Origin of the sequence: Caballeronia pedi (assembly GCF_001544915.2) — a bacterium.
In the GTDB taxonomy this organism is placed as follows: Bacteria; Pseudomonadota; Gammaproteobacteria; order Burkholderiales; family Burkholderiaceae; genus Caballeronia; species Caballeronia pedi.
This window is the reverse complement of sequence record NZ_FCOE02000005.1, coordinates 225,228-248,809: the sequence shown is the minus strand read 5'-3', so window position 1 is coordinate 248,809 and position 23,582 is coordinate 225,228. Positions and strand designations below refer to the sequence as shown.

25 protein-coding genes are annotated in these 23,582 nt (G+C 64.4%); 13 read left to right on the top strand and 12 right to left on the bottom strand.

What is annotated here, in order from left to right; genetic code table 11:
• The first annotated feature begins 94 nt into the window (after positions 1-94).
• Positions 95-1,183: an AI-2E family transporter gene (locus AWB80_RS10335; protein WP_061174666.1), complete on the top strand. Its 1,089-nt coding sequence runs from the start codon at positions 95-97 to the stop codon at positions 1,181-1,183.
• Between the two features lie 19 nt (positions 1,184-1,202).
• Here AWB80_RS10335 and AWB80_RS10330 read toward each other — a convergent pair whose 3' ends face one another.
• From AWB80_RS10330 to pcaH, 3 genes are all read right to left on the bottom strand, one after another.
• A complete protein-coding gene (locus tag AWB80_RS10330) occupies positions 1,203-1,508 on the bottom strand; it encodes a DUF2288 domain-containing protein (RefSeq protein ID WP_061174542.1) in 306 nt (101 codons plus the stop codon).
• Between the two features lie 89 nt (positions 1,509-1,597).
• On the bottom strand, positions 1,598-2,206 hold the full coding sequence (gene pcaG / locus AWB80_RS10325) for a protocatechuate 3,4-dioxygenase subunit alpha (RefSeq protein ID WP_061174541.1): 609 nt from the start codon (positions 2,204-2,206) through the stop codon (positions 1,598-1,600).
• Between the two features lie 6 nt (positions 2,207-2,212).
• Entirely contained in the window at positions 2,213-2,914 is a 702-nt protein-coding gene (gene pcaH / locus AWB80_RS10320) for a protocatechuate 3,4-dioxygenase subunit beta (protein ID WP_061174540.1), read from the bottom strand.
• Between the two features lie 115 nt (positions 2,915-3,029).
• Here pcaH and pcaQ point away from each other — a divergent pair, with 115 nt between their 5' ends.
• Positions 3,030-3,968, top strand: a complete 939-nt coding sequence (gene pcaQ, locus AWB80_RS10315; protein WP_061174539.1) for a pca operon transcription factor PcaQ — start codon at positions 3,030-3,032, stop codon at positions 3,966-3,968.
• A 203-nt stretch (positions 3,969-4,171) separates the two neighbouring features.
• The gene (locus tag AWB80_RS10310) at positions 4,172-4,540 is read left to right on the top strand and encodes a response regulator (RefSeq protein WP_061174538.1); all 369 of its coding nucleotides are present in this window, start codon (positions 4,172-4,174) and stop codon (positions 4,538-4,540) included.
• 7 nt (positions 4,541-4,547) lie between these two features.
• On the opposite strand, the gene AWB80_RS10305 is transcribed toward AWB80_RS10310, so the two are convergent.
• Positions 4,548-5,261 (bottom strand): lysophospholipid acyltransferase family protein, encoded by a 714-nt coding sequence (locus AWB80_RS10305; protein WP_061174537.1) that lies wholly within the window; start codon positions 5,259-5,261, stop codon positions 4,548-4,550.
• Between the two features lie 130 nt (positions 5,262-5,391).
• On the opposite strand from AWB80_RS10305, the gene pip reads away from it, so the two are divergent.
• Positions 5,392-6,378, top strand: coding sequence for a prolyl aminopeptidase (gene pip, locus AWB80_RS10300; protein WP_061174665.1), 987 nt, complete (start codon positions 5,392-5,394; stop codon positions 6,376-6,378).
• A 3-nt stretch (positions 6,379-6,381) separates the two neighbouring features.
• Here pip and AWB80_RS10295 read toward each other — a convergent pair whose 3' ends face one another.
• Complete coding sequence (locus tag AWB80_RS10295; RefSeq protein WP_061174536.1) at positions 6,382-7,683, bottom strand: EAL domain-containing protein; 1,302 nt, start codon at positions 7,681-7,683, stop codon at positions 6,382-6,384.
• 247 nt (positions 7,684-7,930) lie between these two features.
• Here AWB80_RS10295 and AWB80_RS10290 point away from each other — a divergent pair, with 247 nt between their 5' ends.
• The 3 genes from AWB80_RS10290 to AWB80_RS10280 all read left to right on the top strand — a co-directional run bounded on the left by AWB80_RS10290 (position 7,931) and on the right by AWB80_RS10280 (position 12,808).
• Entirely contained in the window at positions 7,931-8,353 is a 423-nt protein-coding gene (locus AWB80_RS10290) for a hypothetical protein (RefSeq protein ID WP_035501438.1), read from the top strand.
• A gap of 553 nt (positions 8,354-8,906) precedes the next feature.
• Positions 8,907-9,683, top strand: coding sequence for a hypothetical protein (locus tag AWB80_RS10285; protein ID WP_061174535.1), 777 nt, complete (start codon positions 8,907-8,909; stop codon positions 9,681-9,683).
• A 155-nt stretch (positions 9,684-9,838) separates the two neighbouring features.
• Positions 9,839-12,808, top strand: a complete 2,970-nt coding sequence (locus tag AWB80_RS10280; RefSeq protein WP_061174534.1) for a putative bifunctional diguanylate cyclase/phosphodiesterase — start codon at positions 9,839-9,841, stop codon at positions 12,806-12,808.
• A gap of 12 nt (positions 12,809-12,820) precedes the next feature.
• Here the strand turns inward: AWB80_RS10280 and AWB80_RS10275 are convergent, their stop codons facing one another.
• A complete protein-coding gene (locus AWB80_RS10275) occupies positions 12,821-13,030 on the bottom strand; it encodes a hypothetical protein (protein WP_061174533.1) in 210 nt (69 codons plus the stop codon).
• Positions 13,031-13,070: 40 nt separating this feature from the next.
• Entirely contained in the window at positions 13,071-13,301 is a 231-nt protein-coding gene (locus AWB80_RS44345) for a hypothetical protein (protein WP_167390439.1), read from the bottom strand.
• Here AWB80_RS44345 and AWB80_RS10270 point away from each other — a divergent pair.
• Complete coding sequence (locus tag AWB80_RS10270; RefSeq protein WP_061174532.1) at positions 13,240-14,460, top strand: ROK family transcriptional regulator; 1,221 nt, start codon at positions 13,240-13,242, stop codon at positions 14,458-14,460. The two genes, AWB80_RS44345 and AWB80_RS10270, sit on opposite strands and share 62 nt — an antisense overlap.
• A gap of 16 nt (positions 14,461-14,476) precedes the next feature.
• On the opposite strand, the gene AWB80_RS10265 is transcribed toward AWB80_RS10270, so the two are convergent.
• Positions 14,477-15,103 (bottom strand): LysE family translocator, encoded by a 627-nt coding sequence (locus AWB80_RS10265; RefSeq protein WP_061174531.1) that lies wholly within the window; start codon positions 15,101-15,103, stop codon positions 14,477-14,479.
• 130 nt (positions 15,104-15,233) lie between these two features.
• On the opposite strand from AWB80_RS10265, the gene AWB80_RS10260 reads away from it, so the two are divergent.
• The 3 genes from AWB80_RS10260 to hutI all read left to right on the top strand — a co-directional run bounded on the left by AWB80_RS10260 (position 15,234) and on the right by hutI (position 18,757).
• Complete coding sequence (locus tag AWB80_RS10260) at positions 15,234-15,698, top strand: Lrp/AsnC family transcriptional regulator (RefSeq protein ID WP_061174530.1); 465 nt, start codon at positions 15,234-15,236, stop codon at positions 15,696-15,698.
• A 156-nt stretch (positions 15,699-15,854) separates the two neighbouring features.
• Positions 15,855-17,543, top strand: a complete 1,689-nt coding sequence (gene hutU, locus AWB80_RS10255) for a urocanate hydratase (protein WP_061174529.1) — start codon at positions 15,855-15,857, stop codon at positions 17,541-17,543.
• On the top strand, positions 17,540-18,757 hold the full coding sequence (gene hutI, locus AWB80_RS10250) for an imidazolonepropionase (RefSeq protein ID WP_061174528.1): 1,218 nt from the start codon (positions 17,540-17,542) through the stop codon (positions 18,755-18,757). The genes hutU and hutI overlap by 4 nt, the downstream gene beginning before the upstream one ends.
• A gap of 74 nt (positions 18,758-18,831) precedes the next feature.
• Here hutI and AWB80_RS10245 read toward each other — a convergent pair whose 3' ends face one another.
• The gene (locus tag AWB80_RS10245) at positions 18,832-19,083 is read right to left on the bottom strand and encodes a GlsB/YeaQ/YmgE family stress response membrane protein (protein ID WP_061174527.1); all 252 of its coding nucleotides are present in this window, start codon (positions 19,081-19,083) and stop codon (positions 18,832-18,834) included.
• Positions 19,084-19,287: 204 nt separating this feature from the next.
• Between AWB80_RS10245 and AWB80_RS10240 the strand changes: the two genes are divergently transcribed.
• Positions 19,288-19,788, top strand: coding sequence for a hypothetical protein (locus tag AWB80_RS10240; RefSeq protein WP_061174526.1), 501 nt, complete (start codon positions 19,288-19,290; stop codon positions 19,786-19,788).
• 86 nt (positions 19,789-19,874) lie between these two features.
• On the opposite strand, the gene AWB80_RS10235 is transcribed toward AWB80_RS10240, so the two are convergent.
• Positions 19,875-21,692 carry an OmpA family protein gene (locus tag AWB80_RS10235; RefSeq protein WP_061174525.1) on the bottom strand — a complete coding sequence of 606 codons (1,818 nt, stop codon included), beginning with the start codon at positions 21,690-21,692 and terminating at the stop codon, positions 19,875-19,877.
• Positions 21,693-21,829: 137 nt separating this feature from the next.
• On the bottom strand, positions 21,830-22,066 hold the full coding sequence (locus tag AWB80_RS10230; RefSeq protein ID WP_061174524.1) for a hypothetical protein: 237 nt from the start codon (positions 22,064-22,066) through the stop codon (positions 21,830-21,832).
• Between the two features lie 149 nt (positions 22,067-22,215).
• On the opposite strand from AWB80_RS10230, the gene AWB80_RS10225 reads away from it, so the two are divergent.
• Positions 22,216-22,512, top strand: coding sequence for a YciI-like protein (locus AWB80_RS10225; RefSeq protein ID WP_061174523.1), 297 nt, complete (start codon positions 22,216-22,218; stop codon positions 22,510-22,512).
• Between the two features lie 20 nt (positions 22,513-22,532).
• On the opposite strand, the gene AWB80_RS10220 is transcribed toward AWB80_RS10225, so the two are convergent.
• Positions 22,533-23,525: a LysR family transcriptional regulator gene (locus tag AWB80_RS10220; RefSeq protein WP_061174522.1), complete on the bottom strand. Its 993-nt coding sequence runs from the start codon at positions 23,523-23,525 to the stop codon at positions 22,533-22,535.
• Positions 23,526-23,582 lie beyond the last annotated feature (57 nt).

Below are 23,582 nucleotides of genomic sequence, written 5' to 3'. Positions count from 1 at the left end.
TGACTGCGCGCATCGAGTGGAATGATTCGTGCGTGATTACAATGCAGGCGAACGTTCACGCTTCCGACTCTTCGATTACAAGGTTCACGCACTCATGCCGATTCAACCGCCCGACCATACGTCACCGGACCCCGCCGAGCGCACGCGCAGGATGCAGCGCACGGCTTCCGCGGCGCTCTATGCGGTGCTCGTGCTGGTCGCGCTCTACACGGCGCGCACGTTCATCCCGGCGGTCGTATGGGCGAGCGTGATCGCGATCGCGCTTTGGCCCGCGTTCGGCTGGCTCGAACGGCGGCCGATGTTCAAGCGGCATCACAATGTGCTCGCGGTCGTGCTGACGGCGGCGATCGGCCTGCTCTTCGTGGTGCCCTTCTTCATCGTCGCGGCGCAGACAGTGACCGAAGCGCACGACATGCTCCACTGGTTCCACGAAAGCCTGCGCACCGGGATTCCAATGCCCGCGTTCATCGAGCATCTGCCGATGGGCTCGCAACAGGTCGCGCGCTGGTGGCAGGAGAATCTCGCGACCCCGCTCGAAGCGTCGCCCGCGGTGAAGAACCTGCACAGTTCGACGGTCGTCGCGATGACGCGTCACTTCGGCGGGCGCGTGGTGCATGGCGTCGTCATCTTCGGCTTCATGCTGATGACGCTCTTCTTCGTGTTCCTGGCGGGTTCTCGGCTCGGCGAACAACTGCTCGCGGGCTCGCGGCGCGCATTCGGCTCGGACGGCGCGGCGATCGTGCGGCGCATGGCGGAATCGGTGCGCAGCACGGTGGTGGGGCTCGTCGTGGTCGGGCTGGGCGAGGGCGCGCTGCTCGGCATCGCCTATGCGGTGACGGGCGTGCCGCACGCCACCTTGCTCGGCATGCTGACGGCCGTCGCGGCGATGCTGCCGTTCTGCGCGCCGATCGTGTTTCTCGGCTCGGCGCTGTGGCTCCTCGCACAGGGCTCGATGATCGCGGCCGTGTGCGTCGCCGTGTTCGGGATGATCGTGGTGTTCGTGGCCGAGCACTTCGTCCGGCCGGTGCTGATCGGCGGCTCGGCACGGCTGCCGTTTCTGCTCGTGCTGTTCGGGATTCTCGGTGGCGCGGAAACCTTCGGGCTGATCGGACTGTTCATCGGCCCGGCGCTGATGACGATTCTCGTCGTGCTGTGGACCGATTATGTCGTCGAGCGGCGCTAGCGCGATTCAGACTCGCGAATCACCCGCGTTCCTGCACGCATACCCACGGCGAGGTGACGACCGCCCACAGTTCGGGGTCGCGCGCGGCGAGATCGGCGGCGGTTTCGGCCTGCATGCGTTCGACGAGTCCCGCCGAGAGCCACTGCGCGACTTGTTGCGTGTCATCGTTGGCGACGGCTTCCGCGACGCTCACGAGATCGAGGTCACCCTTTACCCAGATGAGCTTGCCCTGCGCGAAAAAGCGCTCCAGTTCGGACCAGCCGATCTGGGCGGTTTCACTGAGGAGCTTGACATAGAGGGGGCTTGGCGTGGGAGCGTCGGACATGGGAGAAAGCGGAATGAATGACGAAAGGCGTCCGACACTATAGCGCAGTGCCGGACGCCTTTCGTTTCAAACAACTGCCGCGAGAAGCTTTACAGGTCGAAGAAAACCGTCTCGTTCGGCCCGCGCAGATGGATGTCGAAGCGATAGATCGTGCCCGACGAATCCGGCTTGGCCGATGCGCCCGCCTCGCGCTTCGCGATCAGCGTATGACGGCGCTCGGCCGGCACGCTTTGCAGCACGGCGTCCTTCGCGTTGGCTTCGGTTTCGTCCTCGAAGTAGATGCGCGTGTAGCTGTGCAGCAGCATGCCGCGCATCAGCACGATGACATCGAGGTGCGGCGCGGAATCGTCGGCGGTCGCGCCCGGCTTCACCGTATCGACGATGAAGCGAAGTTTCGGGTCCGTGCCCGTGCCCACGCGGGCGAAGCCGCGAAAGCCCGATTCGCGCGCTTCCTGCGCGCTCTGCACGTAGCGGCCGTTCGCATCGGCCTGGGCGACTTCGATCAGCGCGTCGTTGACGGCTTTGCCTTCGGCGTCGAACACGTTGCCGACGACGGCGATGTGCTCGCCCGGCACTTCACGATCCGCCGCCGAGGCGGTGAACAGGCTCTTCAGATCGAAGTTGTATTGCTCGGGAACGAGGCCGTAAGCAAAGTACGGTCCGACGGTTTGCGAAGGGGTCTGTTTCAGCGTGGTCATGTTCTGTTACTCCGTCGGCGTTTGGTCCGGGCCGCGCAGCACGATGTCGAATTCGTAGCCGAGCGCGTAGTTTTCCTGCGTCGTGTCGATCGAGAAGGCCGAAACCAGACGCTTGCGCGCGTGTTCGGGAATGCCCTGATAGATCGGATCGAGGTCGAGCAGCGGATCGCCGGGGAAGTACATCTGCGTGACGAGGCGCGAGCCGAAGTATTCGCCGAAGAGCGAGAAGTGGATGTGCTGCGGACGCCACGCGTTCGGGTGATTGCCCCACGGATACGCGCCCGGCTTGATCGTCATGAAGCGATAGCGGCCTTCGTCGTCGGTCAGGCAGCGGCCCGCGCCGAGGAAGTTCGGGTCGAGCGGCGCGTCGTGCTGGTCCGCCTTGTGAACGTAGCGGCCCGCGGCGTTCGCCTGCCACACTTCCACGAGCGTGTTGCGCACCGGACGGCCGCCTTCGTCGAGCACCCGGCCCGTCACGATGATGCGTTCGCCCAGCGGCTCGCCGTTTTTCGCGGCATTGCGGGTGAGGTCGGCGTCGAGCACGCCCAGATCGTCAGCACCGTAGACCGGCACGCGGCGGTTGCGCAGGTTTTCCTTCAGCGGAATCAGCGGCAAGCCCGGGCTGCGCAGAATCGACGACTTGTAACCCGGCGACAGATACGCGGGATGGGATTCCCAGTCGCGCGGCGTGAGGATGGGGGAGGTCATGTCGACTGTCTCCTGTATTTGTTGAAGTTGAATAGGATGTTTCTGACGGCTACTTTATATAACGCCGCAAGTTATGGAAAATGATGTTTTGTGCCATCTTGCATAACGGAACGTCATGGATAACGACTTCACCAACACCCGCGTCAAGTTCCGGCATCTGCAGTGTTTTCTGGCCGTCACCCAGCTTGGCAGCGTGCAGCGCGCAGCCGATAGCCTGTCGATCACGCAGCCCGCGGTTTCGAAAACAATCGGCGAGCTCGAATCCATTCTAGGCGTGCGTTTGTTCGAGCGAGGGCGGCGCGGCGCGGTACCCACGCGCGAGGGGCGGCTTTTTGCGCCGCATGCGAGCGCGTGCGTCGCGTCCTTGCGCGAAGGCGTGGACATGCTGCTGCGCGAGCGCGGCGACATGCCGGGCTCCATCGCGATCGGCATTTTGCCGACGGTCGCGCCCGTGCTGCTTTCGCCCGCGCTCACATCGTTTCGGCAGCAATGGCCGGCGGTGTCGCTGTCGGTGTGGACGGATTCGAACGCGCTGCTGCTGGAGAAGCTGAAAGCCGGCGATGTCGATCTCGTCGTCGGGCGGCTGTCGGAACCGCAGGCGATGCACGGGCTGTCGTTCGAGCAGATCTATCGCGAGCCGCTGGCGGTGGTCGTGCGCCGCGAGCATCCGCTGACGCTGGAGACGCCACTCACGCCCGCTCTGCTCGCGCGCTTCGTGATCGTCGTGCCGCCGTTCGGCACGCTGATCCGTCAATCGGCTGAAAGCGTGCTGACGGCGTTCGGCGCGCACGCGCTGACGGCGCTCGTCGAAACCTTGTCGGTGTCGCTCGGGCGCTCGCTCGCGATGAACAACGACGCCGTGTGGTTCGTGCCCGCCGGCGCGGTCGAGCAGGACATCGCGCTCGGGCTGCTCGCCGCGCTGCCGATGCCGTTCGCCGGCACCGATGAGCCCATCGGCCTGATCCGCCGCAACGACTCGGCGCGCACGCCGGTGGAGGAAACGCTCGTCGATGCCTTGCGCGAAGCCGGGCGTTCGCGCGCCGGGAGCAAATGACCGGTGCGCGAGAGCGGCGCGCAAGTTGCTAAAGGAGCATTTACCGCGCAGATTTCGCGCGAAAGAAATACTATGACGAAATGCAGTGTTGAACGAAGTGACCGAAACAATCGCGCGCTGCGGCGGTCACATACGACGTTCTTCACCGCGCTCGGCGCAGACTCTCCGCAGCACGCACCGCACTCACCGACCATGTTCGCAAGATGAAGACCGTACTGCTCGTCGACGACGACCCCGCCACCATCGAAGCCTGGACCCTTTGCATGCAGGGCGAGGATTGCAATGTCCTGTGCGCCTTCGACGGCAACGGCGCGTTATCGATACTCGGCGAACAGCGGGTGGACATCGTCGTGTCCGACTGGATGATGCCCGGGCTGGGCGGCGCGCTGCTGTGCCAGACGATGAAGAACGACACGGCGCTCGCGCACATCCCTTTCCTGATGATTTCGGGGCACCCGAATCCGCCGGCTTTCGTCAGCTACGACGGCTATTTGCGCAAGCCCGTCGATATGGAGACGCTGATTTCGGCGGTGAACCGGTTGTGCGCCGCGAAGAAGCGGCCGCTGTATTAAGCGGCGCTTACCGCAACTCCGCCAGCGCCTCATCCATCTGCGCCTGCGCGAGCCGGTTCAGTTCCTGCGGAATGACGCAATCGAGCGGCAGACACGGCGTGACGATCACGCGGATATGCCCGCCGCGATCCGGCCAGCCCTTCGCGGGCCAGACCTTGCCCGCATCATGCACCACCGGCACGACCGGCACCTTCGTCGCGCACGCGAGGCGCACGCCGCCCGACGCGAGCTTGAGCGGCGCATCGTGCGCGACGCGCGTGCCTTCCGGAAAGATCACCACCGAGTCGCCTTTCTTCAGCCGGATCGCGGACTCGCGGGTCACGGCGGTATGCGCCTGACGGATCGAGCCGCGATCGAGGCTCACCATGTCGAGACCGCGCAGGACCCAGCCGAAGAACGGAATATTCATCAGTTCGTGCTTGAACACGAAGCTGATGCGGCGCGGAAAGAGCGCCATGAAAGCGAGCGTTTCCCACGTCGATTCGTGCCGCGACAGGATGATGCACGGCCCGTTCGGCAGATGCTCCAGCCCTTCGATCGAGCACGTCACGCCGGTGATCACGCGCATCATCGCGACCATCGCGCGGCACCAGAGCTTCGCGAGCGCGTAGCGCCCGTTGCGGCCGACGAACGGAAAGAGCGGCAGGATCAGGATCGACCAGACGGTGCCGCTGCCGAGCAGATAGGTTGCAAAGAGCCACTTGACGAGGGTGCGGCGCATCGTGATTCGCTGGATGTCGGAAGGCGGAACCCGCAAGCATAGCGTATCGGGCAGGACGCGCGCCGTGCGGCACGCTCGAAGCGATGCAACAATGGACCCCGACGAAACATATTCAGCAAGGATGAAGCGCATGGATAACCAGCCGCCGGTGCAATTCGACGAAGGCATGCTCGACGTGGGCGACGGTCACTCGATCTACTGGCGCGCGCAGGGACCGCGCGAGGCGCCCGTCATGCTCGTCGTGCACGGCGGCCCCGGCGGCGCGATGAACGTGAAATGGGCCGACGTGCTCGAACAGGACAAGTGGCGCGTCGTGTTCTTCGATCAGCGCGGCTGCGGCAAGTCGACTCCGTTCGGCAAGCTCGAACACAACGGCATCGCCGCGCTGATCGGCGACATGGAGAAACTGCGCGTCGCGCTGGACATCGGGCAATGGGCGATTTTCGGCGGTTCGTGGGGCACGACGCTCGGTCTCGCGTACGGCGTCGCGCATCCGGAGCGTTGCACGGGCTTTTTGCTGCGCGGCATCTTTCTCGCGCGGCGCGAGGACATCGACTGGTTCCTGTGGGACGTGCGCCGCGTGTTTCCCGAGGCGCATCGCGCGTTTCTCGATGCGATCGAGGCGGCCTGCGGCAAGCGCCCGGCGAACGCGCAGGAGATTCTGCACATGACCGAGGCGCCGCTCGCGCGCTTCGACGAAGCGGGCACGCGGCTCGCGCGGGCGTGGACGCAATACGAGACGACGCTTTCCGTCGTCAACAAGCCGCCGAAGGAACCCACCGAGGAAGAGAAGCGCCCGAGCGCGCAAGCCAACGCAGCCGCCATCTCGATGGCGCTGCTCGAACGTCACTACATGGCCAACGAGTTGCCGCCGACGCCGCTTTTGCCGCTCGTCGCGCGCATCGCGCATCTGCCTTGCCGGATCGTGCACGGACGCTTCGACATGGTATGTCCCGCCGATCAGGCGCTGGAACTCGCGGCGTGCTGGCCTGGCGCGCAACTGACCGTCGCGGATGCGTCGGGGCACTGGACCTTCGAGCCCGGCAATCTCGCGGCGTTGCGCTCGGGCGCGGCGGCACTCGGCGAAGCGATCGCGCAGGCGAACGCCGCCGCCTGACGCTCAGAAAATCGCGGGCGCCGCTTCGATCAGCCTGCGCCAGTCGAGATCCGCGCCGACCACGACAGGCTTGCCGGCGCGTTGCGTCGCGATCGTGAGCGTCACGCACAGCGATGTGCCCGTCACCGATAGGTACGGCGCGCTCGTGATCACCTGCTGCGGCCTGGCGTGCGCATCGACGAAATACGGGCGATTGTCCCAGCGCCCGGTCGACGGATCGGCGATCGGCGCGAAACGCGCGCTCGGCGCTTTCGCGGCGGCGCCCGCCAGGCCGGGCAGGAACTCGCGGCCGCCTTCATCGAGAAAGAAGCAACTGAGCGTGCACTGCAGCGCGAGCAATTCGGCGCACGCCGACTCGGTCGTCGCGCCCGAGGCGAAGCGCCGCGCCGCGTGCGTGAGTCCGGCGCGATACGGCAGCAGAAGCAGGTCGCCCGCGAGCCGCTCGGTGCGGCGCATCCGTGCGAGGGCGTCGAATACGCTTTCGAACAGCGGAGTGGCGACGCCGCACTCCGCGAGCCGCGCCGACGGCATACCGAACAGATAGCCCTGCACGAAGTCGACATTCGAGCGCGCGGCCAGCATGAGGTCTTCGCTCGTCTCGATGCCTTCCGCGACCACGAACATGCCCGATTCGTGCAGCAGGTCGACGAGCTTCGGCATCAGCGCGTCGCGCATGTGAGCGCCGCGGGCGCGCACGAGACTGCGATCGAGCTTGACGATGTCGGGCTTCAGCGTGAGCAACCGGTCGATGTTGGAATGGCCCGCGCCGAAATCGTCCACCGCGACGAGAAAGCCCTGCGCGCGAAACGCGTGCGTCGCGCGCGAAATTTCGTCGACGTCCGTGCCGCCGGATTCGAGCACTTCGATCACGAGCCGCTCGGGCGCGAGGCCCGCCTCGCGCGTGGCCGAGGCGAGCCGCGCGGCATAGCCGGGATCGGTGAAGGTGGCGGGATTGATGTTCAGAAAGAGCCACTGCGCGGCGGGCAGCGCGGCCGCGGCATTGCGCAGATGCGTGAGATGGCTCATGCGGTCGAGCTCGGTCAGCGTGCCCGCAACGATCGCCCGCCCGAACAGATCGAACGGACCGACGAGCGCGCCGTTGCCCGCGTCGCCGCGCAACAGCGCCTCGTAGCCCACTTCGCGCTGATGCGGCAGGCTGTAGATCGGTTGCAGATGCGTGCGCAGCGTGATGCCGTCGACGATCTCCGTGCGTCCGGTCAGCACGTTCAGGCGACGGTGGCCGGCGCCGGCCGTGCGGCTCCCGGAGACGGCGTACGGAAAGCGGGCGCCGGCGGACGAACGCACGAAGGAGCACTCAGGTCGATGAACGGCACGGCAGTCACGCGTTTCGGTGGGGATGAGCGCAATATCGGCCGGTCGTACGCAAACTTGAGCGCCGGGCGCATGCGTGCATTAGCGTCGCCGAAGCCGCGCGCGGTTTGCCGCCAGCGCCCGCGCGACCTATCTTTGTTGGTGCGATGCTACGATCCGCCTGCAACTTAAGCCGGGCCTCGCTCGTCGAAAGTTGCAACGAACAACTTGAGAGAGATCAATGGCGCAACAGAAAACCAATCCCAAACTCGAGCAGGCCCTGACACGCGGCGATCTTGCGATCCGCCAGGCCAACTCGGGCCGCGCCACGGCGGTGCTGCGCGCGCTCGGCAAGATGATCGTGGAGGCTTCGGCGACCATCGGCGTCGAGGCGCACGTCGTCATCCATGATGGCGACAAGATCTACGATCCCGCCGACGGCGTCTGGCCGCAGCAATTGCTCGTCTCGCTCGACGGGCCGGTCGAGGACAACGATCCCGACGAAATCCGCACGATCACCTTGCTCGCGGATACGCCGGCGACGATTTTCCGCTGCGAGTGGCAGCGCGCCGACGGCAATATCGGGCGACAGGAAGGCCGGCCCCTCGCGATGGTCGCTTTCATTACCGACGTCGACATCCCATGGCTCGACGAAGACGACTGATTTTCTAATCCGCTTTAGCGGAATTCATACAGTCGACACGATTATGTCGTGATAGGGCGGGCGTTCCTTTTCGAGGAACGCCCGCTTTTTCTTTGTCTTTACAGGTCGCCAAAAATCCCAGACTCCGCGTTCTGGCCGTTTCGCAGATTGTGCGAAACAAAAGTGTAAGCAAACGTTACCGCGCCCCGTTTTTCTCGTGTTTTCCAGCGTTTACGCGATGCTCCGCGACGGTTCGGCGAACGCTATTCTCCTGATTGCCTCTCCCGTCAACTGGTGGTTGCTCGCCCTCGTTTCTTCTCTCCGTGCTCAGGCTCGCATATTCGTGTACGGCATATGCATATATGGTTTGCGGCGATTAACCGGCGATTGGTTCGTCGATTAGAAGCTTTCTTCCACTTTTTTAGCCTGAAAGTTGCTCGGAAACAGTGGCAAGCGCGCACCCCGTGTTTTGACTTCGTGAGAGGCTCGATTCGCCCGCGTAAGGGAACCAACCAATAAACGTCCTTAACGCGCGGCACTTTTCCAATCGCCAAGAAAAAATGGGGTTTACAAAATGGAACGTCTGAACCTTGCCAACAGCACCGCCGCTAACCAAACCGAATCGGCGGTTCGCCCAACTCTCACGGTCGTGCCGGCACTTCAGAAATCGGAGCGGATGCCGTTTACTATCCGTATCGTCCGCGACGACGCGGGGCTGCAGAAAGCCGTGAGCATCAGACGTTCGGCCTATGGGCGTCATCTGCCCGAATTTGCCGAAACGATGAACATCGAAACTTCCGATCGCGATCGCGGCACCGCCGTGTTGCTGGCGGAATCGAAGCTCGACGGCGCGCCGCTCGGCACCATGCGCATCCAGACCAATGCGTATGGCCCGCTCGCGGTCGAGCAGTCAGTGCGTCTGCCCGATCATCTGGGCACGAGCCGCCTCGCGGAAGCGACGCGTCTCGGCGTGGCGGGCGGCATGGTCGGACGGGTGGTGAAAGTGGCGCTGTGCAAGGCGCTCTGGATGTTCTGCGAACTGCACGAGATCGACTATATGGTGATCACGGCGCGTACGCCGCTGGATCGGGAGTATGAGGCGATGCTCTTCAAGGATGTGTTCGGCTTAAACGAGTTCCTCCCGATGTCGCACGTGGGCGGCCTGCCGCATCGCGTGCTGGCGAAGGATGTCGCGGCGGCGCGCCAGCGCTGGGAAGAAGCACGTCACCCGCTCTTCAATTACATGGTCAACACGCACCATCCGGATATCGATTTGCATTCTGTAGATTTATCTTTTGACTGGGAACCGGTACGATGCCCGGAGGCTCCTTTGATGGCCTACGGAAGGTAAAAAAAGCACGAACGTATCCAGGAAGGTAATAGCGATAAACCGGATCGCCGAGCGGTCCGGTTGGCCAAAAGCGGCGGCGCGCGGCGATTTTCGGGCTCCGCCGCTGTCTGCGCCGGCGTATGTCGCGCTGGGCGCAAACGGGGGTTTTTCCAGGTATGGCGTCGGTTATTCCAGCTTCCTTATCGAGATTCAGACGCACGGGCTCGTGGATCGACGACGCGCTGTACGCGGTCGCCGTATACGCCGTGCCGTTCCTGATTTTGCTCGGTACGATCGCGACGCTTTATTTTCTGCCGCGCCAATATGAAACGCGCGGCGCGATTCCTCTTTCATTGCGTATCGTCGCCGATAAAGGCGACATCATGACGCCCGCGGATGCGCTCGAAGCGCTGCAAGGCGTCGCGCCCGTTTCGCGCTATAGCACCCGTCTCTCCGAAAAACCCATCTGGTTCAGTCTGACGACGCCGAGCATGAGTGCCGACTCGTCGACGGTCGTCGAATTGCCGTCGCGCCATGCGCAAACGCTTGCCTGCTGGAATGCGGCTACGCTCGCGCCGCTCGGACGTGCGGATCGCGAAGGCGTGAGCGGCGAAATGCGCACGGTGAAGGCGGGTTTCTCGATTCAGGTCGGCCGCCTGAAGCAGGCTGCCACCATTCTTTGCCGAGGCACGTTCTCCGGTCCCGCGCAGATCAACGCCTATGCGTGGGAATGGCAGGGCCTGCGCAACTCCGCGCTCGACTTTCAGGAAAGCTCGGGCCTCATCGCCGGCGGGCTGCTGACGCTCGCGGTGTTCGTTTTCGTCACGGCGCTGATCAATCACGAGTGGACCTACGTGATTTTCGCGGTGTGGCTCGTCGGCAATCTGCGCCTGTGCGCGAACGCGATGGGCTGGGACATGCAATGGCTCGGCCGCTTACTGCCGTCGGATTTCATGCAGCCGTTGCGGCAGTTCACGTTCGCTGCCTATTACTTATTGACCGCCGCACTGTTTCAGCAGCTGTTCCGGCGCGAATTGCGCGTGGTCGGCTATCGCTGGCTGCTGCGCGTCATTCAATATGTCGGCATCGTGCTGCTCGCGGCCGCGCTCGCGCTGCCGTACGCGCTTTTCATTCCGACGCTGTGGATCATCGCAGGGTTCGGCATCTGCGTGCTGCTGTTCTTCCTCGCGCGGCTCGTGTGGATGGCGCGCTCGCGCACTGTGCTCTGGTACGTGGCCTCGCTCGCGGTCGTGCTGTTCGCGACCTTCTCCGAAGTGCTGGGCGCGGCGTTCGGCCTGAAGGTGCTGGTCGGCGGCGTCAATACCGTGATGGCCGCGCTGTCGTCGAGCATGATGGCGGCTTTCGCGATCGCCGAGCAGATGCGCGCCGAACGCGATTTCCGCCGCCAGGCGCAGATGGAATTGCGCAACACTTACGAAGTCACGCCGATCGGCCTCTTCACGCTCGACGCCGACGGTCACTTCGTGCGCGCCAATCCCGCACTGCGCGCGATGCTCGATCTGCAAAAGGCCGACTACAAGCTGCGGCACTGGAACGACTACTTCGAGGCGGGCGCGTGGGGCGCGCTGCAGGCGCTGGCGTCGAAGGGCAGCGACGGCGAACTGGAAATGGGCGGCTCGCCGGAACGCGGCACGAGCGAGCGCCGTTATCTGCTGAAGGCGATCCGCTCGAACGGCTGGATCGAAGGTTCGCTGCAGGATACGACCGAACGGTCGAAGGCGGTCGAGCGCCTGCGCTTTCTGGCGGAGCATGATCCGCTCACCGGCTCGCTGAATCGGCGCGGCATCGAGAAGGCCATTTCCGCGCAGAGCGAGGAAACGCTGCCGTGGGCATTGGCGTACGTCGATCTCGACCGCTTCAAGCTCGTCAACGATCTCTTCGGCCATCGCAGCGGCGACGAAGTGCTGCGTCAGGTCGCGGCGCGCACGCGGGCGCATTTCGCGCGCAACTATCCGGTCGGGCGCATCGGCGGCGACGAGTTCGTCTGCGTGATGAACGATACGTCGATCGAAGATGCCATCGCGCAATGCCGCGAACTCATCTCCATTCTCTCCGACGCGCCGTATCAGGTCGGCAATCGCGCGTTTCAGGTGAAGGCGTCGATCGGTCTGGTCGAATGCTCGCGGGGCGTGCGCGTGCAGGACGCGCTGTCGCACGCGGACCGCGCGTGTCGCGAGGCGAAGAAAGTCGCGCATACGCATCTCGTCACGTATCGCAAGGGCGCGGCCGCGTTCGAGGAGCGCGCGGAAGAACTGAAGCTCGTCGAAACGCTCGGGCGCAACCGCCTGCCGCCAGGACTTTTCCTCGTGATGCAGCCGATCATGTCGCTGTCCGCGCCGACCGAATCGCTCAACTTCGAAGTGCTGCTGCGCATGCGCGCGCCGGATGGCGCGACGCTGCCCGCGGGCAAGGTGATCGTCGCGGCGGAGGAATCGGGCAACATCGCGGCGATCGACCGCTGGGTCATCTCGACGCTGCTCGAATGGATCGAGAAGCATCAGCATCAGCTCGCCAACACGCAGTTCATCTGCGTGAATCTCTCCGGCGGATCGCTCAACGACGAGCAGTTCATGGAGGACATCTTCGCGCTCTTCGCGCGCTATCAGTCCATCGTGCAGTACCTGTGTCTGGAGATCACCGAAAGCGTCGCGCTGCACGATCTGGAAAACACGCAGCGTTTCATCGCGCGCGTGCACGACATGGGCGGCAAGATCGCGCTCGACGACTTCGGCGCGGGCTACACGTCGTTCAAGTATCTGAAGGCGCTGTCCGCCGATGCCCTCAAGATCGACGGCGAATTCGTGCGCTCGATGTGCGCCCATCCGGCGGATATCGCGATCGTCGAGGCGATCGTTGCGCTCGCGCGCAATCTCGGCATGCGCAGCGTGGCGGAATGGGTCGAAGACGTCGATACCTTGCGCGCGTTGCAGGAAATCGGCGTCGACTACGTGCAGGGTTTTCTCGTCGCGCGGCCGCAGGAAAGTTCGGCGATTCTCGCGGCGAGTTCGGCCGCGAGTTTCCTGAAAGATCCGGAAGTGATCAGTTTCGTCGAGTGCCTGGCGGAACCGGCTCAAGCGACCGTGTTCGATTACGACTGGCACGCGCGCGCCTCGGGGACGCACTGAGCACGGCGCTCTTCAGACCATCTTCATCTCGTTCAATACCTTTGCCGCCGCGATGGGAATGCGCGTGTCGTCCCATTGCGCGAGCCATTGAATCTCCTTGAGCGTGAAATAGCCGGGTTGATTGCGCAGCGCGAACTGCAGCGAATCGACGATGTGATCGCGGATGATCTGCGGCGCGCTTTCGTCGCTGACGATCGCGTGGAGGGCTTCGAGCGTGCTCATTGTCTGGACGGAGGAGTTGATCTCCGTCGAACATAACCGACTAAAAATCGCGAAAAAAATTGACGGCCTGCGCGTGGACGGCGAATGAAAGCTGCTTGATAAAATCGGCGCGGAAGTCTTTACTAAATAAAAACGCTGGATTTAATCGAACGGGGACGAACACATGAACGATATCCGCCGCGCGCGCCCGCGCCGCGAGGCCGCGGCCGATGTCTGAGCGGCCCGCGCGCAAAGCCTCGATGCATTCCGTCGGCTCGAACCAGTTGGGCATGCGCCAGTTCAACGAGCGCATCGTCCTGCAGGCGATCCGCCTCCACGGCGCGCTGCCCAAGGCGGACGTCGCGCGCCTGACGCGTCTGTCGATGCAGACGGTCTCGCTGATCATCGATCATCTGATCGAGGACGGCCTGCTCGCGAAGGAACCGCGCTCGCGCGTGCGCGGCCGCATCGGCCAGCCGTCGGTGCCGATCTCGCTGCGCGCGGACGGCGCGTTTTCCATCGGCGTGAAAGTGGGGCGGCGCAGTCTCGACGTGCTGTCGATGGATTTCGCCGGCAGCGTGCGCGCGCGCGAAACGCTGGAATATCCGTACCCCGATCCGCACACGCTCTTTCCCGCGCTGCAAGAGCGGCTCGCGCGCGTGATCGGCGCGCTCGGCGATGACGCGCGCAAGATCGCGGGCATCGGCGTCGCGGCGCCGCTGTGGCTCGGCGGCTGGCGCGATTTCTTCGACACGCCGCCCGACGTGCTCGCGGCGTGGGACGACATCGACATCCGCGCGCGCATTCAGTCGATGACGGCGTTGCCCGTCGAGTTCGCCAAGGACACGACGGCCGCGTGCGCCGCCGAGCTCGTCATGGGTCAGGGGCGCGGGCTGCGCAATTTCCTGTACGTCTTCATCGGCACGTTCATCGGCGGCGGACTCGTGATCGACGGCCGGCTGCACGCCGGGCCGGGCGGCAACGCGGGCGCGATCGGTTCGTTGCCGCTGATCTCCGGCGGCAAGCGGCAGCGCCCGGGGCAATTGCTCAACACGGCGTCGGTCTACGTGCTGGAAAAGGCGTTCGCAGCCGCGGGCGCGCCGGCCGCCGCCGCGCACGACGAGCGCGCGTTGTCGCCGGAATTGCGCGGGTTGGCTCAGGCGTGGATGCGCGAGACGTGTCCCGCGATCGCGACGGGCATCGCATCATCGGCTGCGCTGCTCGATCTGGAAGCCGTGGTGATCGATGGGGAAATCGACCGCGCCTTGCTGCACGACGTGATCCGCCGCACCGATGACGCGCTCGCCGCGTTCGACTGGCAGGGCATGACGCGGCCACGGCTCGTCGAAGGGCAGATCGGTCCTGACGCACGCGCGATGGGCGGCGCGATCCTGCCGCTCTACGCGCACTTCGCGCCGAAGCATGAGCTTTTTCTGAAGCCGCTGGACTGAACGCGACGGCGCGCGCTCAGTCCAGCGACAGCCGCGCGGCGAACGCGAGCAGCGCGGCGGAGAACGTCCAGCGCTGCACGGTCTGCGCTTTCGGGTGACGGCGCAGCCAGCCGGAAATTCTCACCGCGCCCGCCGCGAGCGTCAGGTCGAACGCGACGCCGACCACGATTAGCACGACGCCCAGTTCCAGCACCTGCGACCAGACCGGGCCGGTTTCCGGCCGCACGAACTGCGGCAGCAGCACGGAGCAGAACAGCAGCGCCTTCGGATTGAGGATGCTGCTCAGAATGCCTTTCGCGTATGCCGACCGCAGCGTCGGCGCGGCGGCCTGACCGGGCGCCGCTTCGAGCCCGAACGCGGGCGAGCGGAAAATCTGAATCGCGACATACGACAGATACAATCCGCCCGCGATACGCACGCCATCGTAGAGCCACGGCGCGCTGCGCAGGAGCGCGGCGACGCCGAGCGCCGAGAGCGTCACATGCGTCGCGCGCGCCGTGGCGAGACCCGCGGCTACGGCAAGTCCGTGCCGGAAACCCCGCGTGCCGCTGGTCTGAAGCATGAGCGCCATGTCCGGTCCGGGCAGCGCGTAGACAACCGCCAGCGCACCGATGAAAACCCAGAGCAAGTGTGCCGAAACCATGATGAAACTCCTGTTATGAAGGCTTCATCGTGCCATTACGCGCGGGGTGTTTTCTGGCCTTTTGCATCGATAATTCGGAGTATGGCGCGGCTTTCCACTACAATTTTTGATGCTAAAAGAGGAAGGCGCCATGAGTGAACTTGACCGTATCGACCGCGCGATGCTCGTCGCGCTTCAGCAGGACGGCCGCATGCCGATCGCGAAGCTCGCCGAGCGCGTGGGCCTGAGCGAGACGCCGTGCGCGCGCAGACTCAAGCGTCTGGAAAGCGATGGTTATATCGATGGCTATCGCGCGGTACTGTCGCGCAAGGCGCTGGAACTGGGCGTCGTCGCATTCGCGCAGGTGCGCTTCAGCGTCCACGATCGCGCGCTGTCCGACCGCTTCGAGCGCGAGATTCAGGGCATCGCGCGGATTGTGTCGTGTCACAACATTTCGGGGACGGCGGATTATCTGCTGCAGATCGTCGCGCGCGATCTCGACGAATACGGCGTCTTCATGCGCGACGTGCTGCGCACCTTGCCGGGCGTGACCGCCGTCGAATCGATGCTCTCGCTGCGCGAACTCAAGCGCGACGGCGGTTTGCCGGTGCCGTGACGATTGTCTATACAAGAATCACGCGAATACAGCGCTACGGGCCTCGGGATTCCCCTAATACAATCCAAGTTGTATATACAAGAACATGACTGCAATTCGGCGCGGGTCGTTGTCCGCGCTCGTCGACTCTCACTTCTTGATGCGCAGGAGCAATCCGTGACTTCATCTTCCCGTTTTCGCGACACCGAGATCCGCGCACCGCGCGGCACGCAACTCAACGCCAAAAGCTGGCTGACAGAAGCGCCGCTGCGCATGCTGATGAACAATCTCGACCCGGACGTGGCCGAGAATCCGAACGAACTCGTCGTGTATGGCGGCATCGGTCGGGCGGCGCGCGATTGGGCGTGCTACGACAAGATCGTCGAGACGCTCAAGCGCCTCGAAGCGGACGAGACGCTGCTCGTGCAGTCGGGCAAGCCGGTCGGCGTCTTCAAGACGCATGAGAACGCGCCGCGCGTACTGATCGCGAACTCGAATCTCGTGCCGCACTGGGCGAACTGGGAGCATTTCAACGAGCTCGACGCGAAAGGCCTGGCGATGTACGGGCAAATGACCGCCGGGAGCTGGATCTATATCGGCAGTCAGGGCATCGTGCAGGGCACGTACGAGACTTTCGTCGAAGCCGGACGCCAGCATTACGGCGGCGATCTGACAGGGCGCTGGGTGCTGACCGCCGGGCTCGGCGGCATGGGCGGCGCGCAGCCGCTCGCGGCGACGCTCGCGGGCGCGTGCTCGCTGAACATCGAATGCCAGCAGAGCCGCATCGATTTCCGTCTGAAGACGCGTTACGTCGACGAACAGGCGACCGATCTCGACGACGCCCTCGCGCGCATTCAGCGCCATACGTCGGAGGGACGCGCGGTTTCCGTCGCGCTGTGCGCCAACGCCGCCGATGTGCTGCCCGAACTCGTGCGACGCGGCGTGCGCCCGGACATGGTCACCGATCAGACCAGCGCGCACGATCCGCTCAACGGCTATCTGCCGAAAGGCTGGACCTGGGCGCAGTACCGCGACCGCGCGCAAAGCGATGCAGCCGGGACCGTCAAAGCCGCGAAGCAATCGATGGCCGAGCACGTGCGCGCGATGCTCGCGTTCCGCGAACAGGGCGTGCCGACCTTCGACTACGGCAACAATATTCGACAGATGGCCAAGGAAGAGGGCGTCGAAAACGCGTTCGACTTTCCGGGCTTCGTGCCGGCCTACATCCGGCCGCTGTTTTGCCGCGGCGTCGGGCCGTTCCGCTGGGCCGCGCTGTCGGGCAATCCGGAGGACATCTACAAGACCGACGCGAAAGTGAAGGAACTCATCGCCGACGATGCGCATCTGCATCGCTGGCTCGACATGGCGCGCGAGCGCATCAGCTTCCAGGGGCTGCCGGCGCGCATCTGCTGGGTCGGGCTCGGCCTGCGCGCGAAGCTCGGCCTCGCGTTCAACGAGATGGTGCGCAATGGCGAGCTGTCGGCGCCGGTCGTGATCGGCCGCGATCATCTCGATTCCGGCTCGGTCGCGAGCCCGAACCGCGAGACCGAGGCGATGCGCGATGGCTCCGATGCCGTGTCCGACTGGCCGCTGCTCAATGCGCTGCTGAACACGGCGAGCGGCGCGACGTGGGTGTCGATTCACCACGGCGGCGGTGTCGGCATGGGCTTTTCGCAGCATTCGGGCGTCGTCATCGTGTGCGATGGCAGCGCGGAAGCCGATGCGCGCATCGCGCGCGTGCTGCACAACGATCCGGCGACGGGCGTCATGCGCCACGCGGACGCGGGCTACGACATCGCTGTTCAATGCGCGCGCGAGCAGGGCCTCGACCTGCCGATGATCGAAGGCGCGCAAGGCAAGCGATGAAAAAACGCTGGCAGCACTGCCATGCCGCGACGATGGCCGGCGGCAAGTATTCGGTCATCGAAGACGCCGTGATCCTGACCGATGGCGCGCGCATCGAATGGATCGGGCCGCGCGCGGCGGCGCCGGAGAGCGGCGATTGCGAACGCGTCGATCTCGACGGCGCGTGGGTGACGCCGGGCCTGATCGACTGCCATACGCATCTCGTATTCGGCGGCGATCGCAGCGGCGAGTTCGAAGAGCGGTTGCAGGGCGTGAGCTACGCGGAGATCGCGGCGCGCGGCGGCGGCATCGCGAGCACGGTGCGCGCGACGCGCGAAGCCAGCGAGGACGCGTTGTTCGACACCGCGAAGGCGCGCGCGCTCGGTCTGATGCGCGAAGGCGTGACTGCGCTCGAAGTGAAGTCCGGCTACGGGCTGGATCTCGCCAACGAGCGCAAGATGCTCGCGGTAGCGCGCCGTCTCGGCGAGGCGCTGCCGCTGACCGTGCGCGCGACCTGCCTCGCCGCGCACGCGTTGCCGCCCGAGTACGCGAATCGCGCGGATGACTACATTGCCTACGTCTGCGACGAGATGCTGCCGGCGCTCGTCGCGGACGGTCTCGTCGATGCCGTCGATGCGTTCTGCGAGCACATCGCGTTCTCCACGCAACAGGTCGAACGTGTGTTCCGATGCGCGCGCGATCTCGGCGTGCCCGTGAAGTTGCATGCCGAGCAGTTGTCGTCCTTGCATGGGTCGACGCTCGCGGCGCGCTATCGGGCGTTGTCGGCGGATCATCTCGAATACATGACCGAGGACGATGCCATCGCGATGGCGCAAGCCGGCACCGTCGCGGTGCTGCTGCCGGGCGCGTTTTACATGCTGCGGGAAACGCAGTTGCCGCCCATCGACGCGCTGCGCCGGCATCACGTGCCGATCGCGCTCGCGAGCGATCTGAACCCGGGCACATCGCCGGCGCTTTCGCTGCGCATGATGCTCAACATGGGCTGCACGCTGTTTCGGATGACGCCGGAAGAAGCGCTCGCCGGCGTCACGATTCATGCGGCGAAAGCGCTGGGTCTGCAATCCACGCACGGTTCGCTCGAAGCAGGAAAGGCAGCGGATTTCGTCGCGTGGAGAATCGGCAGGCCTGCTGAGCTTTCGTACTGGCTCGGCGGCGCGTTGCCGAATCGCGTGGTGCGCGGCGGCGTGGAGATCGATGTCGCGCGCATCGCCTGATGGAAAGACGCCTCGTCCAGCGTGGGCGAGGCGTCTGGCTGAACCCGAACCGGAAATATTCAGGCGTTGCGTTACTAACTGCGCTTGCGGATCATTCCCCAGACGACGAGCAGGATGATCGCGCCGATCACCGAGGCGATCCACCCGGCCGGTTGCCCCGGTTGATACCAGCCGAGCGCGCGGCCGACGTAACCGGCGATCAGCGAGCCGGCGATGCCGAGCACGATGGTCATGATCCAGCCCATGTTGTCGTCGCCCGGCTTGACCGCCCGGGCGATGAGACCAACAACGAGTCCGACGATCAAAGTACCGATGAATGCAAGCATGCGGTTGCTCCTTATCAGAGTTTTACGGCTTCTTGACTGCGATGCAGATGGATTCCGGAGGGTCCCGGTATATTCAAAGTAGCACGGCGCACAGCGTTTGGGTATGACACTGGCCGTTCGGCCAATCCTGGGGGCACGAACCGTGCCGCGAGCACGCCCAAGGTAAAATTCGTCGCATTGCCTCATTTTCTGCATTGCTACGATATGACCGATTCCGACATTCCCTCCACCGACGACGACGCGATCCATGAAGACCGCCTCTGGCGCGACGACGGCTGGACCGCCCGCGTGATCAAGAACGAGGACGACGACGGCTGGGCCGTCGAGATGATCCAGGCGGGTGAAGCCGAGCCCGCGCTCGTCGGCCCGTGGACGATGGGCCGCGACAAGAAAAACCCGAAACCGCTCGATGCAAACGCATTCCGCACGCTCGTCAAGACGGCGTCGGAAGTGTTGCGCCGTCACGAGCAGCAGCGTCACGCGATGCTGCACAAGAACGTGACCATCGACGTGCAAGGCGAGGACATGACCGTGACGCTTGAGATCGTTCCTGATGAGGACGATCCTTACGCCAACCTCAAAGCCTTCGACGCATACGGCACCCAACTCGCGCACGTGCGCGTTTCGCCAGCGTTCAAGCTCTCCAAAGCGAGCGCGGAGCGCTGGGCCGAGAACGATTTCGCGAAGCCGAGTTCGGGCGGCTGAGTCGCGCTCATACCGCGCGCGCAAAAATGAAAACGCCGTCGCGTTTGGGCGCGACGGCGTGCGAATGACGGTAACCGGACTGGCGTTCAGCCTTTTTTGACGACGAACGCAATTCGTCGATTCGCGAAACGACCGCTGGCGGTTTCGTTGTCGGCGATCGGGTTGGCGTCGCCGTAACCGGCTGCGGTAAGAGACTGCGGCGGCACGCCGTTGCGCACCAGGTACCCTCGGACCGCCTGAGCACGTTCCTTCGACACTTCCATTTTCGCTGCGGCCGTGCCTTGCGCGTCCGAATAACCAGCGACTTCCAGCTTCACCATCGAACCCTTGGCCGCGCAGCTCTTGAGCAATTGCGCCGTCTCGCCGAGCGTGGCGAATGCGCTTTCCGGCACCTGCGCGCTCGAACGCGCGAAGTTGACCACCTGAAGGTCGAGCACGCGGGTCAGCTTGTCGCCGGAGCAGGGCGTATCCGTGGCGAGCAGGCTCTTCATCGCGCTGCGAAAGGATTGCGTTGCGCTGGCGACCGCGCCGTCCACGTCGAACGCCGCAACCTGAAACATGCCACCGAGCGCGTTCTTGAGGCGATCGGTCCAGCCGAGCTTTGCATTCGCCGCCGTGCCGCTCAGTTCCACTTTCGAGCCGGTGATCTTGGCTTCAGCGCCGGGTACGGCCATGAGCGGGAAGAAATCGTTCAGGCGCGAAAGCCAGGTGGCCGGCCGCGTTTGCGGGACGACGGAAACGTCCGCGGTAAACGCTTTGCCGAAGCGTGCCGTCATGGCGTCGAGCAGATGCTTCTTCTCCGCTTCCGTTCCGACCGTCGCCTCGATGGCCGGAATGCCCGTCGCGTTGACGTTGAGCAGCAACTGGGCGTCTTTCCAGGCGGCGGGATCGACCGACGGTGCAGGGGGCGCTTGCGCCGCCGTGGCTGTTGCGACCGGCGTATCGATGGTGGCGGATGCGGCCACCGGCGCGTTGTCGGGGGCTTGCGCGGTCAGCGAAGCGGCGGAGGAGGCCGGCGTCGACACGTCCGTGACGGGTTGCGTGGCCGACGCGGCGCTCAGATCGACGCTTTCGCTGTGCGTGAAGCCGCGGTAGTAGACCAGCGCGAGAATGATCGCCAACACGGCGAAGAGCAGCCAGATCCACTTGTTCGAACGTGCCGGCGCGGGTTTGCGTAGCGGTGCGCGCATCGGAGGCGGCGGCGCAGGCGGCGCGGGCCTGGATGCCGGCGCGCTTTGCGCGGCGGCCTCCACGACGGGTTCGGGCGGCGCGACCGCCACGGCGACATCGGCATCCATGCGCGGTTCCAGGCTGGACGCGACCGTGTCGAGGCGCGGCGTGATGCAACTGGTGAAGCCTTCGGTATTGCCGACGCCGATGGCCGCCGCGACCGCGTTCGACATCGATCCATTGATCTCGCCGACCTGATCGCGCAATAGCCTGGGCACTTGCGGCAAGCCCCATTGCGCGAGCAGGAAGTGCCGTTTCATGACGCCGAAGAGCACGGCGGCGACAATGCCGGCGAGCGAGGAAGTGGCCTGCGTGGGAACGCCGGTTTCGGCCGAAACCGCGTCGCTCAATGCATCGACGCGATGGCCCGTCGCGAGCGCGGCGAGCGAATGACCGTTGACTTCGAGTTGCTTGAGCCCGGCGGTGGTCGCGATCAGCTTCGCGAACTGGTCGACGATATACGCGTTGGTCTCCGGCTGCATGATGACGGAATACACCGACTGCGAGCCAGGCACGAGCGTCGCCCGGTCCATCAGCGATGCAACGAGCCCTGGCGCGATGCGTGCTGCCAGTTGCCGGACGATTTGCCCCGGGATGCCGAACTGTTGCGACAACTGTTCCGCGATGTTTTCCGAGATCGCGGCATTGACCGCCTGAACCAGATTGATGCTCATCGACTGACTTTCCTTTCTACATGGACGCTTAACGCAAGCGCGAGTGTGTAGCGGATTCTACTTGCACAGTTATCCTAAAAAGATATGTGCAAAATTCTTTACGAAAACGGTGTGTCGATGCAACCGGCGGTGCGCTTTCAGCGCGCGCGAAGACTCAGATCCGAGAAAAATTTGCGGATGCGTTTGCCAGCCATGGCGAGCCACGAAGCTTCCGCAGGCGCGGGTTCGCTCTCGTTCACGGATAGCGCGACGAGCGACAACATGGAGTGGGGGCGGATGAGCGTGCGGTACGATGCGTCGAGCGGCGACGTCCACGCGCAGGTGCGGCAATCGTGCTTCGTGCACGTGTTGCAGGGAGGTTGCTTGCGGTTCATGGCGGAGCCCTTTGCGAGTATCCGCACATCATGGGCGATACGCTTTCGTAAGGCGATCAGACGGTTCCGATTGAACTCTTGATTTATCGATCTCGAAAATAGGACAGACTAGCTGGCGGCCATCCATCATTCACTGAAAGGAGACAGCAATGCATTACCTGTTGATATATGACCTCTGTGCGGACTATCTGGAACGCCGCGGACAGTTTCGCGACGCGCATCTGGCTATGGCGTGGGCGGCGGTCGAGCGCGGCGATATCGTGCTCGCGGGCGCGCTCGACGCTCCCGCCGATCGCGCGATGCTGTTGTTTCACAGCGATTCGCCCGCCGCCGCGGAAGACTTCGCGAAGAGCGATCCGTACGTGACGAACGGGCTGGTGGACCGTTGGGAAGTGCGCAAGTGGAACACGGTCGTGGGCGCGAATGCGGCCACGCCCGTGCGATAGCGAAACAGAAATCGAAACAATCACGCGCCGGCGGTTTCTTCCTCGGGACGGTCCCGGCGCGAGGGCCCGCGACGCTGCGCCGACCGATACAGACTCGTCAGCGTGTCGTCCATCTGTTGCGAACGTTCGAACAGCGCCGCGAGCCAGTCGACGAACAGCGACACGCGCGGCGTCGCCTGTCGGCTCTTCAGAAACGCCACCGACACCTTCAGCGGTGGCGACTTCCATTGCGGCAGCACTTCGCGCAGTTGTCCCGAGCGCAGATAAGACTGCGCCGCGATGCGCAGCGGCTGGATCAGCCCGAGCCCTTCGACGCCGCACGCGAGGTATGCGTGCTCGTCGGCGACCTGCACGAAACCGCGCATCTTCATCGTGACGGGCTCGCCATCGACATCGAAATCGAAGTCGGCGGGGCGGCCGCTTTTCTCCGAGATGCAATTGACCGCGACGTGCTGCGCGAGCTCGTCGAGCGTTTGCGGCATGCCGTGCTTGTCCAGATACGCGGGACTCGCGCACGTGACCTGTTCGAGCATGCCGAGACGGCGCGCGATCAGACCCGAATCGGGCAGTTCGCCGAGCTGCACGCTGCAATCGACCCCTTCGCCGACCAGATCGACATTGCGATTGCCGATGCCGATCGACAGCTCGATCTGCGGGTAGCGCGCATGAAACTCCGGCAGCGCGGGCACGACGATCGAGGTCGCGACGGTATCCGGCATTTCCACGCGCAGCCGTCCGCGCAGGCGCTCCTCGCCCGCGCCGAAACCGGATTCGAGTTCGTCGATGTCGGCGAGGATCTGCGCGCAACGCTCGTAATAGGCGGCGCCATCGACGGTGAGATTCAGGCGCCGTGTCGTGCGTGCGAGCAATTGCACGCCGACTAGCGCTTCGAGTTGTTGCACGGTCGTCGAAACACTCGCGCGCGGCATGCCAAGCGACTCGGCCGCACGCGTGAAGCTGTTCGTATCGACGACACGCGTGAAGACACGCATGGCATGGACGCGATCGATCACGTTGTGTTTTCCCTTTATGACGATTGAATGGCGATGCGCGGAAAAAGCGATTCCACC

Bases quoted from the DNA above. Each gene is read 5' to 3' on its own strand.
- AWB80_RS10335 (WP_061174666.1), top strand. From the start codon at position 95: ATGCCGATTCAACCGCCCGACCATACGTCACCGGACCCCGCCGAGCGC.
- AWB80_RS10330 (WP_061174542.1), bottom strand. From the start codon at position 1,508: ATGTCCGACGCTCCCACGCCAAGCCCCCTCTATGTCAAGCTCCTCAGT.
- pcaG (WP_061174541.1), bottom strand. From the start codon at position 2,206: ATGACCACGCTGAAACAGACCCCTTCGCAAACCGTCGGACCGTACTTT.
- pcaH (WP_061174540.1), bottom strand. From the start codon at position 2,914: ATGACCTCCCCCATCCTCACGCCGCGCGACTGGGAATCCCATCCCGCG.
- pcaQ (WP_061174539.1), top strand. From the start codon at position 3,030: ATGGATAACGACTTCACCAACACCCGCGTCAAGTTCCGGCATCTGCAG.
- AWB80_RS10310 (WP_061174538.1), top strand. From the start codon at position 4,172: ATGAAGACCGTACTGCTCGTCGACGACGACCCCGCCACCATCGAAGCC.
- AWB80_RS10305 (WP_061174537.1), bottom strand. From the start codon at position 5,261: ATGCGCCGCACCCTCGTCAAGTGGCTCTTTGCAACCTATCTGCTCGGC.
- pip (WP_061174665.1), top strand. From the start codon at position 5,392: ATGGATAACCAGCCGCCGGTGCAATTCGACGAAGGCATGCTCGACGTG.
- AWB80_RS10290 (WP_035501438.1), top strand. From the start codon at position 7,931: ATGGCGCAACAGAAAACCAATCCCAAACTCGAGCAGGCCCTGACACGC.
- AWB80_RS10285 (WP_061174535.1), top strand. From the start codon at position 8,907: ATGGAACGTCTGAACCTTGCCAACAGCACCGCCGCTAACCAAACCGAA.
- AWB80_RS10280 (WP_061174534.1), top strand. From the start codon at position 9,839: ATGGCGTCGGTTATTCCAGCTTCCTTATCGAGATTCAGACGCACGGGC.
- AWB80_RS10275 (WP_061174533.1), bottom strand. From the start codon at position 13,030: ATGAGCACGCTCGAAGCCCTCCACGCGATCGTCAGCGACGAAAGCGCG.
- AWB80_RS10270 (WP_061174532.1), top strand. From the start codon at position 13,240: ATGTCTGAGCGGCCCGCGCGCAAAGCCTCGATGCATTCCGTCGGCTCG.
- AWB80_RS44345 (WP_167390439.1), bottom strand. From the start codon at position 13,301: ATGCCCAACTGGTTCGAGCCGACGGAATGCATCGAGGCTTTGCGCGCG.
- AWB80_RS10265 (WP_061174531.1), bottom strand. From the start codon at position 15,103: ATGGTTTCGGCACACTTGCTCTGGGTTTTCATCGGTGCGCTGGCGGTT.
- AWB80_RS10260 (WP_061174530.1), top strand. From the start codon at position 15,234: ATGAGTGAACTTGACCGTATCGACCGCGCGATGCTCGTCGCGCTTCAG.
- hutI (WP_061174528.1), top strand. From the start codon at position 17,540: ATGAAAAAACGCTGGCAGCACTGCCATGCCGCGACGATGGCCGGCGGC.
- AWB80_RS10245 (WP_061174527.1), bottom strand. From the start codon at position 19,083: ATGCTTGCATTCATCGGTACTTTGATCGTCGGACTCGTTGTTGGTCTC.
- AWB80_RS10240 (WP_061174526.1), top strand. From the start codon at position 19,288: ATGACCGATTCCGACATTCCCTCCACCGACGACGACGCGATCCATGAA.
- AWB80_RS10235 (WP_061174525.1), bottom strand. From the start codon at position 21,692: ATGAGCATCAATCTGGTTCAGGCGGTCAATGCCGCGATCTCGGAAAAC.
- AWB80_RS10230 (WP_061174524.1), bottom strand. From the start codon at position 22,066: ATGAACCGCAAGCAACCTCCCTGCAACACGTGCACGAAGCACGATTGC.
- AWB80_RS10225 (WP_061174523.1), top strand. From the start codon at position 22,216: ATGCATTACCTGTTGATATATGACCTCTGTGCGGACTATCTGGAACGC.